This window comes from Actinomadura kijaniata NBRC 14229, assembly GCF_001552175.1.
In the GTDB taxonomy this organism is placed as follows: Bacteria; Actinomycetota; Actinomycetes; order Streptosporangiales; family Streptosporangiaceae; genus Spirillospora; species Spirillospora kijaniata.
Genome location: NZ_BCQR01000085.1, coordinates 1 through 13,836, shown reverse-complemented (window position 1 = coordinate 13,836; position 13,836 = coordinate 1). Strand labels below are relative to the sequence as shown.

General features: G+C 73.4%; 12 protein-coding genes. 4 read left to right on the top strand and 8 right to left on the bottom strand.

Annotated elements, in window-relative coordinates; translation table 11 throughout:
• Positions 1-85: 85 nt before the first annotated feature.
• On the top strand, positions 86-1,162 hold the full coding sequence (locus AKI01S_RS25920; protein ID WP_067823348.1) for an RNA ligase (ATP): 1,077 nt from the start codon (positions 86-88) through the stop codon (positions 1,160-1,162).
• Positions 1,163-1,168: 6 nt separating this feature from the next.
• Here the strand turns inward: AKI01S_RS25920 and AKI01S_RS25915 are convergent, their stop codons facing one another.
• The 3 genes from AKI01S_RS25915 to AKI01S_RS25905 form a co-directional block, all read right to left on the bottom strand.
• Positions 1,169-3,433, bottom strand: a complete 2,265-nt coding sequence (locus AKI01S_RS25915; protein ID WP_084000251.1) for an ATP-binding protein — start codon at positions 3,431-3,433, stop codon at positions 1,169-1,171.
• Between the two features lie 150 nt (positions 3,434-3,583).
• Entirely contained in the window at positions 3,584-4,336 is a 753-nt protein-coding gene (locus AKI01S_RS25910) for an ABC transporter permease (protein WP_067823345.1), read from the bottom strand.
• Positions 4,329-5,279, bottom strand: coding sequence for an ATP-binding cassette domain-containing protein (locus AKI01S_RS25905; protein ID WP_067823343.1), 951 nt, complete (start codon positions 5,277-5,279; stop codon positions 4,329-4,331). The genes AKI01S_RS25910 and AKI01S_RS25905 overlap by 8 nt, the downstream gene beginning before the upstream one ends.
• Before the next feature lie 106 nt (positions 5,280-5,385).
• Here AKI01S_RS25905 and AKI01S_RS25900 point away from each other — a divergent pair, with 106 nt between their 5' ends.
• Complete coding sequence (locus tag AKI01S_RS25900; protein WP_067823340.1) at positions 5,386-6,168, top strand: TetR/AcrR family transcriptional regulator; 783 nt, start codon at positions 5,386-5,388, stop codon at positions 6,166-6,168.
• Here AKI01S_RS25900 and AKI01S_RS25895 read toward each other — a convergent pair.
• From AKI01S_RS25895 to AKI01S_RS25885, 3 genes are read right to left on the bottom strand one after another with little or no spacing between them, the layout of a single operon-like run.
• Positions 6,129-6,923, bottom strand: a complete 795-nt coding sequence (locus tag AKI01S_RS25895; protein ID WP_067823337.1) for an SDR family NAD(P)-dependent oxidoreductase — start codon at positions 6,921-6,923, stop codon at positions 6,129-6,131. The genes AKI01S_RS25900 and AKI01S_RS25895 overlap by 40 nt on opposite strands.
• Positions 6,924-6,934: 11 nt before the next feature.
• Complete coding sequence (locus tag AKI01S_RS25890; protein WP_067823334.1) at positions 6,935-7,144, bottom strand: hypothetical protein; 210 nt, start codon at positions 7,142-7,144, stop codon at positions 6,935-6,937.
• Positions 7,141-9,009, bottom strand: a complete 1,869-nt coding sequence (locus tag AKI01S_RS25885) for a hypothetical protein (RefSeq protein WP_067823331.1) — start codon at positions 9,007-9,009, stop codon at positions 7,141-7,143. Before AKI01S_RS25885 ends, AKI01S_RS25890 begins: the two co-directional genes overlap by 4 nt.
• Before the next feature lie 351 nt (positions 9,010-9,360).
• On the opposite strand from AKI01S_RS25885, the gene AKI01S_RS25880 reads away from it, so the two are divergent.
• Both AKI01S_RS25880 and AKI01S_RS25875 read left to right on the top strand, forming a co-directional pair.
• Positions 9,361-9,564, top strand: coding sequence for a cupredoxin domain-containing protein (locus AKI01S_RS25880; protein ID WP_067823329.1), 204 nt, complete (start codon positions 9,361-9,363; stop codon positions 9,562-9,564).
• 1 nt (position 9,565) lies between these two features.
• A complete protein-coding gene (locus tag AKI01S_RS25875; protein ID WP_084000249.1) occupies positions 9,566-10,897 on the top strand; it encodes a hypothetical protein in 1,332 nt (443 codons plus the stop codon).
• Here AKI01S_RS25875 and AKI01S_RS25870 read toward each other — a convergent pair.
• Both AKI01S_RS25870 and AKI01S_RS25865 read right to left on the bottom strand, forming a co-directional pair.
• Positions 10,887-11,804 (bottom strand): hypothetical protein, encoded by a 918-nt coding sequence (locus AKI01S_RS25870; RefSeq protein ID WP_157420142.1) that lies wholly within the window; start codon positions 11,802-11,804, stop codon positions 10,887-10,889. The two genes, AKI01S_RS25875 and AKI01S_RS25870, sit on opposite strands and share 11 nt — an antisense overlap.
• Positions 11,805-11,953: 149 nt before the next feature.
• The gene (locus AKI01S_RS25865; RefSeq protein WP_067823322.1) at positions 11,954-13,468 is read right to left on the bottom strand and encodes a M1 family metallopeptidase; all 1,515 of its coding nucleotides are present in this window, start codon (positions 13,466-13,468) and stop codon (positions 11,954-11,956) included.
• Positions 13,469-13,836 lie beyond the last annotated feature (368 nt).

Genomic DNA, 13,836 nt, shown 5'->3' with positions numbered 1-13,836 from the left:
GACGCGGGACAAAACGCGTTGCCCGCTCCGTGGGAGCCCTGCCAACCTGCACGAGGACGGCAGAGCCCCATGGAAGGGAACCGACGTGTCCACACTGCGCGTCACCGCGGAACGACTGACCATTCACCCCCACGACAACGCCGACGCCCTCGAACTCGCCCAGGTCGGGCTGTACCGGGCCGTCGTCGCCAAGGGTCAGTACCGCACCGGCGACTGGGCGCTGTACATCCCCGAGGGGGCGTTGCTGCCCGACGACCTGATCGCGGAGCTGGGGCTGACCGGCAGGCTCGCCGGGTCGGGCCGCAACCGCGTCAAGGCGGTGCGGCTGCGCGGTGAGCTGTCGCAGGGGATCGTCTGCGTGCCCGCGGCGGTGCGGGACGTCGACCTGGCCGCCGCGCACGCCGAGGGCCGCGACTTCGCCGGTGAGCTCGGGGTCACCAAGTGGGTGCCGCCGATCCCGGTGCACATGGCCGGCGAGGTGATCGCGGCCCCGGACCTGGTGCCGTGGATCGAGATCGAGGACGTCAAGCGGTATCCGGCGCTGTTCGAGGCCGGAGAGCCGGTGGTGGCCACCGAGAAGATCCACGGAACGGCGTGCGCGTTCACCCTGGCGGGCGGGGAGGAGTTCGTGTCCTCCAAGGGCTTCAGCGCCAAGCGCATGGCGATCCGGCGGGACCCGTCGAACCTGTACTGGCGGGCCGTGGAGACCCACGGCGTTCCCGAGGCCGCCCAGCGCATCGCCGCGCTGCTGGACGTCGACCGGGTGGCGGTGTTCGGCGAGGTCTACGGGCGCGGGGTGCAGGACCTGGCCTACGGCGCCGACGGCAAGAGCGACCGGCCCGGCTACGCGGTGTTCGACGTGGCGGTGTCGGCCGACGGCGGCTCGGTCCGCTGGCTGGACGCGGACGAGACGGCCCGGCTGCTGGGGGAGGTGGGGCTGCCCGCCGTTCCCCGGCTGTACGAGGGGCCGTTCGACACCGACGCGCTGATGGAGCTGGCCTCGGGGCGGGAGACCGTCTCGGGGTCGGGCGCCCACCTGCGGGAGGGGCTGGTCGTGCGCCCCGCCGTCGAGCGGTACAGCCCCGTCACCGGCGGCCGGGCGATCGGCAAGTTCGTCTCGCCCGCCTACCTGACGCGCAAGGGCGGCACCGAGTACGAGTGACCGGGCTCAGGAGCGCCGCGTCATCCAGACCGCGATCTGGGTGCGGGAGTTGAAGCCGAGCTTGCCCAGGATGTGCTCGATGTGGGAGTCGGCGGTGCGGCGGGAGATGACGAGCCGTTCGGCGATCTCCCGGTTGGACATGCCCTGGGCGACCAGTTCGGCGACCTGCCGTTCGCGCGGGCTCAACGGCGAGCCGCCGCAGGGCTCGCCGCGGGACGGGGCGAGCGCGGCGGTCTGGTCGAGGGCGTAGCCGACGGCGTCGGCGATCGGGGCGCGCAGGCCGTCCTGGAACGCCGCGTCGTAGCGTTCCTCCCCGACCAGCGCGAGGGCGGCCTCCTCGCAGGCGTCGCGGGCGGCCAGCAGCGCGGGGGCGCCGGCGGCCTGCGCGGCTCCGGCACGCGTCCAGCAGCCCTGGGCGGCGCCCAGTAGCCGGGCCGCGCGTTCGCCGTCGCCGTCCGCCATGGCCGCGCCCGCCAGCACGTCCAGCGCGGCGGCGGTGCCGGGCTGGTCGCCCAGCCGGTGTTTGACCTCCAGCGCGGCGCGGGCGTACCGCACCGTCGCGGGGACGTCGCCGCGGCTCTGCTCGGCCATGCTGCGGATGAGGTCGCAGAACGAGCGCGCCCACATCTCGCCGAGCGCCTCGCAGGGCCGCCGGGCGGCCGCCAGCTCCGTCACGGCCCGGTCGGGGTGGCCCTGGTGCAGCAGGCCCAGGGCCAGGCTGGTGCGGGCGAGGGTCTGCCCGACGCCGGTGTCGCCCGCCGCGCGGTGGGCGTCGATCGCCTCCCGGCACAGCGCGATGCCGCGGTCCAGGTCACCGCTCATGATCGCGGCGGTGGCGAGGGTGTAGACGGCGTAGGCGCGGGTGGCGGCCAGGCCGAGGGCCTCGGCGATCTCCCGGGCCTCGGCGGCGTGCCGCTCGGCGCGGGCGAAGTCGCCCTGGGGGACGGCCATCCAGCCGCGGACCCACAGCGCCCAGGCCCGTTCGGGGGTCGGGTCGGGGCACAGCTCCAGCAGGCGGCCCAGGAAGTGGCAGCCCTGCTTGAGGTGGCCGCTGGCCATCCAGTAGAAGCCCAGCTCGGCCGCGAGCGTCAGGCCCGCCCGGTGCTGGGCCGGGTCGGTCGCGCAGCGGGTCAGGGCGGCGGCGATGTCGGCGTAGTGGGGGTGCAGCCGCCCGCACCAGTCGAGCTGGTCGCGTCCGCCCCAGCCGGCGTTGCAGCGGCGGGCCAGGTCCAGGCAGTGGTCGCGGTGGCGGTGCAGCAGCGCGGTCTCCTGACCGGCGGCGCGCAGCCGGTCGCGCCCGTACTCGCGCAGCGTGTCCAGCATCGCGAACCGCACGCCGTCGGAGGTGTCGCGGCGCAGGACGATGGACTTGTCCACCAGCCCGATGAGCGGTTCCAGGACGTCGGTGAGCTCGTCCCCGGCGCAGACGTCCTCGGCGGACTCCAGGTCGAAGTCCCCGGCGAACACGCTGAGCCGCGCCCACAGCAGCCGTTCGGCGCCGGTGCACAGCTCGTGGCTCCACTCGATGGCCGACTGCAGGGTGTGGTGCCGCTGGTCGCTGATGCGGGCGCGCCTGCCCAGGATGCGGAACCGGTCGTCCAGCCGGGCGGCGAGCTGGGCGACCGACAGCACGCGCAGCTGCACCGCCGCCAGCTCGATCGCCAGGGGGATGCCGTCCAGGCGGCGGCACAGCTGGGAGGCGGCCTCCAGGTTGCCCTCCGACAGCGAGAACGTCGGGTCGGCGGCGGCCGCGCGGTCGGCGAACAGCAGCAGCGCGTCCTGCCACGGCTCGGCCGGGTCGGGCCCGCGGGGCGGCGGCGACGCCAGCGGCGGGACGGGGATCACGTGCTCGCCGGGGATGCCGAGCGGCTGGCGGGTGGTGGTCAGCACGCATAGCCGCGGGGCGGCCCGCAGCAGTGTCTCGGCCAGCAGGGTGCAGGCGTCGACCAGGTGCTCGCAGGTGTCCAGCAGCAGCAGCGCCCGCTGGTCGGCCAGGTAGTCGGCCAGGACCTCCAGCTGGGACCTGGCCGACTGGTCCTGGAGCCGCAGCGCCCGGCACACCCGGTCGGCCAGCAGGGTCGGGTCGTGCAGCGAGGACAGCTCCACCAGCCACACGCCGTCGGGGAACGAGGGGCGCGCCTCCTCGGCGACCCGCAGCCCCAGGCGGGTCTTGCCGACGCCGCCCACCCCGGTGAGGGTGACCAGCCGGGCCCGGGACAGGGCCTGCCGGACCAGGGCGAGCTCGGCTCCGCGGCCCACGAACGTCGTCACGTCGGCGGGCAGGTTCCCGGGCCGGCGCGCTGCTGCCAGACTAGACACGGCCACCTCGGTGCTCAGTCCCGGCCGGCCGGGACCTGCGTCGTCGTGGCGCTCATGGTAACCGGGCGTCCGCCCCCCGGTCACGGTTTGTTGATGTTCCCGTCACCGGGTGCGCCGCCGGAACAGCGGTCCCGACAGTGCCACCGAGGCCAGCAGCAGGACTCCGCACCAGGCCAGGGCGGTCCAGGGGCGGTCGCCGACCGGCTGGTCCAGCAGCAGGCCGCGCACGCTCTCGATGATCGGGGTGGCGGGCTGGTGCTCGGCGAAGCCGTGCAGCCAGCCCGGCATCGTGTCGACCGGCACGAACGCGCTGCTGGGGTAGGGCAGGAACAGCACGAAGAAGGTGAAGCCGCTGGCCGCCTCCGTCGTCTTGGCCACCAGGCCCACCGCGGCCGACACCGCCGACATCGCCACGATGAAGGCCACCAGCACGCCGAGGCCCGCCAGCCATCCCAGCGGGCCCGCGTCGGGGCGGAACCCGATCAGCAGGGCCACGGCCATCACCATGGCGGTGGACAGCAGGTTGCGCAGGGTGCTGGCGGTGACGTGCGCGGCCAGCAGCGCCGGGCCGCCGACGTCCATGGACCGGAAGCGGTCCACCACGCCCTGGGTCATGTCCTCGGCGACGCCGACGGCGGTGAGCGAGGCCCCGTAGGAGCAGCACAGCAGCAGGACGCCGGGGACGGCGTAGGTGACGTAGTCGGTGTCGGTGCGGATGGCGCCGCCGAAGATGTAGACGAACAGCAGCATCAGCAGCACCGGCAGCATGAGCGAGATCAGCAGCGCTTCCAGGTTGCGCATGCTCAGGCGCAGGCCGCGGCCGGCCAGCACCGGCCAGGCGAGAAGGTCAGACACCGGCGGCCTCCTTGGTCGTGCCGGTCAGGGTCAGGAAGACGTCGTCGAGGGTGGCCTCGCGGACGGCGAACGACTCGACCGCGGTGCGTCCGGGGTCGATCTCGTCCAGCAGGGAGCGCACGTGCGCGGCCGATCCGTCGGTGGCGACGGCGAGGGAACGGCGGGCCGAGTCCAGCTGCGTCACCCGGCCCCCGAGCGCGTGCAGCGCCGCCTCGAACGCGTCGGTGCTGGTGAGGACCATGGTCAGCTGGGCGGCGGCGACGCGGTCCTTGAGCTCGGCGGCGGTGCCCTCGGCGACGACGCGGCCACCGTCCAGCAAGGCGATGCGGTCGGCGAGCCGATCGGCCTCCTCCAGGTACTGGGTGGTCAGCAGGACCGTCACGCCGGTGGCGGTCAGTTCGCCGACCACCCGCCACATCGCCTGCCGGCTGCGCGGGTCCAGGCCGGTGGTGGGCTCGTCCAGGAACACCACCTCGGGGTCGGTGACCAGCCCGCACGCCAGGTCCAGGCGGCGGCGCATGCCGCCGGAGTAGGTGGCGACGCGCCGGTCGGCGGCGTCGGCCAGGTCGAAGCGCTCCAGCAGTTCGGCGGCGCGGCGGCGGGCCTGCGGGCGGGACAGCCGGCGCAGCCGGGCCATCATGCGCAGGTTCTCGGCGCCGGTCTGGTTCTCGTCGACGGCCGCGTACTGGCCGGTGAGGCTGATGACGCGCCGCACGCGGCGGGCGTCGGCCACCACGTCGTGCCCGGCGATCCGGGCGGTGCCGCCGTCCGGCCGGGTCAGCGTCGCCAGGATGCGGACGGTGGTGGTCTTGCCCGCCCCGTTGGGGCCGAGCAGCGCGAGGACCTCGCCCCTGGCCACCCGCAGGTCGATGCCCTTCAGGACGGTGACCCTGCCGTAGGACTTGCTCAGTCCGGCCGTCTCGATCGCCGGTTCATCGTGCACGGCCCCTCCCGGGGATCCTCGAAACACTTACTGTGTATGCCATACGCATTACTGCGTAGGGTATACACAGAAGGGATGCCGGCGTCAACGCCCTAGGCTTCGGAACGTGAAGAGCGCAGAGCACAGGCAGCAACTGCCCGCGAGCGTGGAGCTCGCCTGGGGGCGGCGGGAACGCCCCGCCAAGGGCCCTCGGCGGGCGCTGACGCTGGAGCGGATCGTCGAGGCGGCGATCCGGGTGGGCGAGGCCGAGGGGCTGGAGGCGGTGTCGATGAGCCGGGTCGCCGCCGAGGTCGGGGTCTCCACGATGGCGCTGTACCGCTACGTGCCCGCCAAGGCCGACCTGCTGACGATCATGCAGGACACGCTGTTCGGCCCGCCGCCCGAGCCGCCCGCCCCCGGGACGGGATGGCGGGAGGGGCTGCTGTGGTGGGCGGGCCGGATGCGTGCCGTCGTGCGGCGCCACACCTGGGCGCTGCGCGTCCCGGTCAACGGCCCGCCGGTGATGCCCCACTCGGTGGCCTGGATGGAGACCGGGCTGCGCTGCCTGCGCGGCACCGGCCTGGACGACGGCACCAAGCTCTCCATCCTGGTGCTGGTCAGCGGCTTCGTGCGCAGCGAGGCCCTGCTGGCCGCGGACCTGGCCGCCGCGTTCGAACGCACCGGCAACGACCCGTCGGACGCGCTGACGGGGTACGGGCCGATGCTGCTGGAGGTGCTCGACGAGCACCGCTTCCCCGAGCTGTACCGCGCGGCCAGGTCCGGGGTGTTCGAGGAGGAGGACGACCCCGACTGGGAGTTCATGTTCGGGATGGAACGCCTGCTGGACGGGATCGAGGTGCTGGTGCGCCCTCAGTGCACGGAGAACCCGCCGTCCACGAACAGCGACTGACCGGTGACGTAGGCCGAGGCGGGGCTCGCCAGGAACACCGCCGCGCCCGCGAAGTCGGCGGGCACCCCGTTGCGGCCGACCATCGTGCGGGCGGCCAGGGCCTCGACGCGTTCGGGGTCGTCCTGGAGGCGGGCGTTGAGCGGGGTCAGCACGAACCCCGGCACCAGGGTGTTGGCGGTGACGCCGCGCGGCGACCACGCCTCGGCCTGGGAGCGGGCCAGCCCCTCCAGTCCCGCCTTGGACACGCCGTAGGCGCCGCTGGTGACGAACGCGCGGAACGCCTGCTGGGACGACACGTGGATCAGGCGGCCGTAGCCGCGTTCGGCCATGCCGGGGGCGTAGCGCTGGGACAGCAGGAACGGGGCGTCCAGGTTCACCGCCATCGTGCGGTCCCACACGTCCTCGCCGAGGTCGTCCATCGGGGGCCGCAGGTTGATCCCGGCGCAGTTGACCAGGATGTCGGGCTCGCCGAACGGTTCGGCGGCCCGCTCGGCGGCGGCGCGGACCCCCGCGCGGGAGGCCAGGTCGGCGCTGACCCGCGCGGCCCGGCAGCCGAGCCGCTCCAGGTCGGCGACCACGGCGTCCAGTTCGGTCTCGCGGCGGGCGACGATGACGACCGACGCCCCGGCGCGCGCCAGCGCCTCGGCGATGGCGCGGCCGATGCCGGAGCTGCCGCCGGTCACCACCGCCACCCTTCCCTCCAGGGAGAACAGCTCGGACAGGTAGCCGGAGGGGCCGGAGGAAGACGTCGTCATGGGCGGCGATCTTAGGCCGCGTCGCTGCGCTCACCCGCACCGGGGGTCCGCTCCCCGGCGCCCTCGCCTGCCTCTCCGGTCCGGCCGGTCTCGTCGTCGCCGCGGCGGCGATCCCGCCACACCACCACGGCGATCACGGCGACGACGATGAACGTCGGCACGAAGAACGGGATCGCGCTGACGATCGGATGGGTCGCCAGCACCCCCTCGACGGGCGTCACGTGCCGACCCTCTCGCGGGGTGCGCCGCCGACGCGGGCGGGCTCGGGCAGCAGGCGGGCGACGCGGGCCACGCCCCAGCCGAGCGCGACCAGCAGGGCCAGGGTGCAGAACAGCACCACCGAGGAGGCCGCCAGCCACAGCCAGCCCGGCACCCCGCTCTTCAGCTCGCGCTGGAGGATCCTCTTCTCGCTCTGCACGTCGCGGGTGAAGCTGTTGGTGGCGGGCAGTTCCCGGGCGCCGATCGCCGGGTCCGCGGGCAGGTAGATCGGCACTCCGGCCAGGGTCCGGCCGTCGTGCAGGCGGACCAGCGTCTTCCACTGGCCGTGCAGCGGCATCGGCGCGCTGGTGCGGTAGACGCCCTCGGCCTCCCGGACCAGCGGCTCGACGTGCAGGCCCCGGCCCTGCCAGGCGGTGATCGCCACCCAGGCGGGGCCGTCGGCGGCGTCGCGCGGGTCCAGCACGACGCGGGCGTTGGCGGTGCGGTTCCCCGCGTCGCCGCGCACGTCCAGCAGGGTGACGGTGGCCTTCTGCTGCTGCGGGACGTTGATGACCAGGCCGTTGGCGACGGCGACGGACACGCCCACCAGCGAGGCGGCGAACAGGCCGCGCGCCAGTGCGGGCCTCGGCATCCGACCCTCCAGCCCCTCGGCGAGCATCGCGCCGCACAGACCGCCCGCGACCCCGCCGACCAGCGCCATCAGCACGCCCTCGGGCACCATGTCCCCGGCCCACGGCAGCTTGTAGGCCACCTGCGTCCAGGCGAACTCGGCGGCGAACCCGGCCGTGCCGACCAGCACGCCGCCGACCGCGCCCAGCAGCAGCGGACGGCGGGCCAGGAACAGCGCGGCCAGCTCGATCAGCAGCGCCTCGGCGAAGTACAGCGGCACCGAGGCCCACAGTTCACCGATGACCGGGCCGACGAACACCGACACGCCGCCGCGGACCAGCATGTAGAACACGACCGCGAACAGCGCGCCGCCCCGGCCGACCCACAGCCGGGCGGCGACCAGCGCGCACCCGGCGGCCAGCGCGATCAGCAGCGGCTGGAACACCAGGCGGAACTGCGGGACGCCGAAGTCGAACTCGGCCTGGAACACCGACAGGCCGATCAGCAGGCCGCCCGCGTGCATGCCGCGCCGCACGTAACGCGCCCACCTCGGGGGCTCGGCGTCGGCCGGGCCGTCGTAGGCGCGGCGGCCCTCGCGCTCCAGGATCATCATGGCGACCAGCGACAGGCCCGCGCCGCCGATCAGCATCAGGTGGGTGGGGCCCCACAGGGTGACGTCCTGGCCGAAGATGCGGTGCCACACGTCGTCGAGCGGGAAGCCCAGCAGCGCGTAGAACCCGGCCCCGGCCAGCAGCACGCCGCCCGCCGGGGCGTACCAGTCGCGGGTGACGCGCACCGACGCCCGTCCCGGACGCACGCCCTTGGGCAGCGCCACCGCCAGCACCCCGGCGGTGAAGATGCCGAACAGGCCGATCAGGATCGGGTAGTGCGCGATGTTGGCCAGCGGCCCCTCGTCGCGGCCGTGCGAGATGTGCAGGGAGATGTCCCAGTACATGCCCAGCAGCGCCGTGATGAGCGAGACCAGCGCCACGATGATCGGCAGCGAGGCCCAGCCGGGCAGCCCGCGTCCGGGGCCGCGCTCCGACAGGTCCGCCAGCCGCGTCAGCACCGTGATCCGGCCCGTGCGGTGCCCCCAGCCGAACAGCAGCAGCACGACGGTGAGGACCGCCGCGCCCCCGGTGGCGATGAGGATCTGGTCAAGCGCCGCGCCGCCCGCGGGCTTGGGCTCCTGCGCCGCTCCCCGCGCCGCCAGCGCGAGGGCGACCTCCGATCCGGTGTTCGTGACTCGATCCCACACGGGTGCTCCTATAGCCGCCTGAACGGGGTACAAACCGACCCTGGCCGGAGTATGTCAGCAACCAATGTGTCATCGTCTAGTGTCACGTTCTGTGGTGTGAGACACCAGTGGGAAGAGAGAGGCGAAACGGTGCGGCTGAAGAGGGCTCTGACAGCGGTGGTGACGGTGGGGATCCTGGGAACGGCGGCCGCCTGCGGCGAGCCGGCGACCGATTCGCCCACGTCAGCGGCACCATCGGCCGCCACCACCGACGCCTCCTCCGCGCCCGCGTCCGCGCCTTCGGGTCAGCAGAACGTAACCAACGTCACAGTCACGGTCGCCAAGGGAAAGGCGAGCACCGCCAGCGGCCGCGTGAAGGTCCGGCGCGGCACGACCGTGCGGTTCACCGTCACCAGCGACGCCGCCGACGAGTTCCACCTGCACGGCTACGACCGCACGCTCGACCTGCGTCCCGGCCGCCCCGCCGTCCTGGAGCTGACCGCCGACAAGCCCGGGGTCTTCGAGGCCGAACTGCACCGCTCCAAGGCCCGCGTCCTCGAACTCCAGGTGGGCTGAGGTGCGGCTGTCGGGAGAGGCCGCGCGGGGGCACGTCCTGGCCCACGGGCTCGGCGGCCGCACCGACCTTCCGCTGGACGCCGTCAGCGCCATCGTCGGCGGCGGGATCGCCGTGGCCGTCTCGTTCCTCGCCCTGACCTGGGCCTGGAAGCGGCCCCGGCTGCACCCCGACGGCGGCCGTCCGGTGCCGCCGCGCCTGGCCCGGCTGCTGGACGCGCCCGCGCTGACCGGCGCCGGACGCGCGCTGTCGCTGGCGGCGACCGCGCTCGTCGTGGCGGTGGCGTTCGCCGGACCGCCCACCGACAAGCGCAACCTCGCGCCGTGGGCGCTGTTCGTCACCTTCTGGGTGGGACTCGTGCCGCTCAGCGTGCTGCTCGGGCCGGTGTGGCGGCGCGTCAACCCGCTGCGCACCCTGCATGCCGGGCTGTGCCGCCTGACCCGCACCGACCCGGACGGCCGCCGCCCGCTGCCCGCCGGGGTCGGTTACCGGCCCGCGGCGGGATGGCTCACGGCGTTCGTGTGGCTGGAGCTGGTCGCCCCCGACCGCTCCGACCCGCGCCTGGTCGGCGCGCTGATCGTGGCGTACGCGGGGGTGAACACGGCGCTGGCCTGGTGGTTCGGCCGGGACTGGTTCACGCGGGGCGACGGTTTTGAGGCCTACTCCAGCCTGCTGGCGCGGATGTGCCCGATCGGGCGGCGTTCCGACGGGACGCTGGTGTGGCGGACCCCGCTGCACGGCCTGATGCGCCACACCGGGGAACCCGGCCTGGTCGCCACCGCGTGCGTGCTGATCGGCTCGACCGGGTTCGACGGGATCACCCGCACCACCTACTGGCGCGACAACGTCGATCCCTCCAGCCTGCTCGCCGGAACGCTGGGGCTGGGCGCGGCGATCGGCGCGGTGTCGGTGCTGTACCTGGCCGCGATGCGGGTCAGCGCCGCCGCCACCGGCCAGGACCCCCGGCGGATGCCGGGGCGGTTCGCCGCGACGCTGCTGCCGATCGCGCTGGGCTACACCCTGGCGCACTACTTCTCGTTCTTCCTGCTGGAGGGGCAGACGACGGTCATCCTGGCCAGCGACCCGTTCGGGGCGGGCTGGAACCTGCTGGGCTCGACCGGCAACCGCGTCGACTACGACCTGGTCGGCCCGACGCTGATCGCGCAGGTCCAGGTGAACGCCATCGTGCTCGGCCACATCGCGGGCACGATCGCCGCGCACGACCTGGCGCTGCGCACCCGGCCGTCCGAACGGGCCCTGCGCGGCCAACTGCCCATCGCGGTGGTGATGGTGGCGTTGACCTGCGCGGGACTGTTCGCGCTGCTCAGTGGTTGACGCGTTCGGAGGGGGCCGAGGTCTCCTGCCCGGCCTCCTGCCCGGCCTCCTGCCCGGCGTTGCGCTCGGCGTTCTGCTTGGCGGCCAGTTCGGCGACCTTCGCCTGCTGCCTCTTGCGGCGCTTGTACTCGCTGACCGCCATGCCGAGCGCGATGAGGATCGGCACCCAGTACTTGGTGGTGGCCAGGATCGCCTGGAGCCACCCCGGCAGGGACACGTCGGGCAGGTCGATGTCCGGCCACGGAATGTGGACGTCGGGGAAGGGGATGTCCGGCAGGTCGATCTCGGGGAAGGGGATGTCGGGCCAGGGGATGCGCACGTTGAGGTTGATGAACACGCCGATGCCCAGCAGCGGCCAGATCACCTTCCCGGTCGCCAGCATCACGTGCCGGCCCGCGAACAGCCTGGGGTGCTCGCGGGCGAACTTCTCGCGCCGGTGGGCGCGGGTGCCCTCGGGCGGGGAGAAGGGGATCTCCTCGAAACGCTTCAGCAGCTCCTGGAGCGCCTCCTCCTTCTCCTTGTCCTTGCCCTTCCGCTTGTCCTCGTCGTTCTCCTCGGCGGCCTTCTCCAGGCCGACCTTCGGCTCCTCGCCGTCCTTCCCGTCGCCGGTCTGCTTGGGCACCAGCACGGCGATCCGGCCGGGGTCGCCCAGCCAGTCCCACTCGACGCGGAGCTTCGCCTTGGGCCCGAAGTGCGCGAACGCCTCGTCGGCGGCGAGGTCGGCCGGTTCGAAGGTGAGCGACTTGAGCTTGGTCTCCTTCTCGACCACCTGGCGGTCGTCCACGTACAGCCGCGCCCAGCGGGTCTTGCCCCGCGGGGAGGCCTCGACCTCCAGACGGCGGTCGCCGTCCATCAGCAGCCAGCGTGCCTGGGCCGTACCCGTCACCGTCATCCCCCTGCTCGTCACGTCCTGTTCCCTGCAACGTCTCCAGCAGGATCGCGCGTGCGCGGAGGGTGCGGAATCGGCCGAAACTCCATGGCCCATAGACCAAAGTCGATGCCCGCCCACACCGGGAGGCGTGGACGGGCACCGGAGGGCCGGGAACGGCCGACGGACTAGGGGAGCGGGGGCTTGCCGGGGGAGTAGATCCAGGTCCTGAAGAACTCGTCCAGGTCCTGCCCGGAGACCTTCTCGGCCAGGGCGGTGAACTGCTCGGTCGTCACGTTCCTGTCGCGGTTCTGGGCGTACCAGGCGCGCAGCAGCGCGAAGAACCTCTCGTCACCGATCTTCTCGCGGAGGAACTGCAGCACCATGCCGCCGCCGGAGTAGACCCGGTCGTTGAACATGGTGTCGCGCTTGGGATCGGCGATCACGACCGACCAGTAGGGCGCGCCCGCCGGGTCGGGGAACGGCTTGGCGTTGTAGGTGGCGCGGGCCTGCGCGGCGACGCTCGTGCCGCCCTGCAGTTCGGTCCAGTACCAGTTGGACCAGCGGGCGAAGCTCTCGTTGAGCCAGATCTGCTGCCAGGTCTTGGGGCCGACGCTGTTGCCCCACCACTGGTGGGCCATCTCGTGGGCGATGGTGCGGTCCGGGCGGATCGCCGAGTAGACCGGCTTGCCGTTGGTCTCCAGGGAGAAGCCGAGCGGCTGGCCGTTGAAGCGGGCGTCGTCGACGATCGCCCCGGCGGTGTTGAACGGGTACTCGCCGAACAGCTTGACCCACAGGTCGGTGGACTTGGCGGTGGTGTCGTAGTAGTAGTCGATCGGGTCGACGCCGCCGGGGGCGGACAGCTTGCGCACCTCGGGGTCGATCGCCACGTACATCGGCACGCCACCGGCGGTCTTGCCGGTCTTGACGTCCCACTTGCCGATGTCGATGGTCGCCAGGTAGCTGGCCATCAGGCCCGACTCGCGCCAGTCGTAGGTGACGGTGTCGGTGGCCGAGCGGCGGCGGCTCAGCACGGTCTTCCCCGCCCTCTTGGACACCAGCACGCCGTTGGCGACGGCTCCCAGGCCCTTGGGCACGGTGAGGGAGAAGTCGTAGCGGGCCTTGTCGGAGGGGTGGTCGTTGGCGGGGAACCAGGTGGAGGCCCCGTCCGGCTCGGCTCCGACGTAGGCGCCGTCGGGGGTGTGCAGGAAGCCGTAGGGCGAGCCGAACACGATCGGCGACCCGACGATCGTCTTGGGCACGCCGCCGTAGGTGACGGCGACGGTGAAGTGGCGGCCCTTGCGCAGCCCCTTGCGCGGGGTGATCGTCAGCTCGGTGCCGCGCCGCTTGTGGTGGGCGCGGCGGCCGTCGACGGTGACCCTCTCGACGTCCATCCCGTTGAGGTCGAGGTTGAACGTCGACAGGTTCTGGGTGGCCCGGGCGGTGATGCGCGCGGTGCCGTCGAGCTGGTCGTGGTCGGGGTCGTAGGCGAGCTTCAGCTTGTAATGCTGGACGTCGTAGCCGCCGTTGCCCAGGTGCGGGAAGTAGGGGTCGCCCACGCCGGGGGCGCCGGGGGTGAAGCGGTGCCGGACGGCGGCGTCGGCCGGGGCCGCCAGGGTGACCGCGGCGACGGCGGCGACCGCCAGGGGCAGCGCCCGGCCGGGGGTGCGCAGCCGGTGCCGCGAGGTGCGCAGGGGGGACATGCGCCGATCCTCTCCATTGAGTGATCAAGACCGTGCCCACCTTGCCCGGAAAATGCCGTTCATGTCGACATGGGGGACGAAATTGGTCAGCGGCGACGACCACGCGCACGCCGCCGTTCCGGTCCCGGCGCTTCTCGACGAGCACGTCAAATGACACCAAAGCCCCTCCAAACTTCGTTCCCCGCGGCTCGTGGCGGGCACGGGGGCGCCATGACGTCGCTTCGTCCGTCATGGCCCGGCCGTCCGCCCGGTCGTCCGCCGCGTTCCGGCGCGGGGGCGTCGGCGCGGCAGCGCTACCGCAACCTGCGGGCGGCCGGACGCGCGCGCCGCCGGGTGCTGGTCGCGCTGGCGCTGGCGGCGGGCGCGGC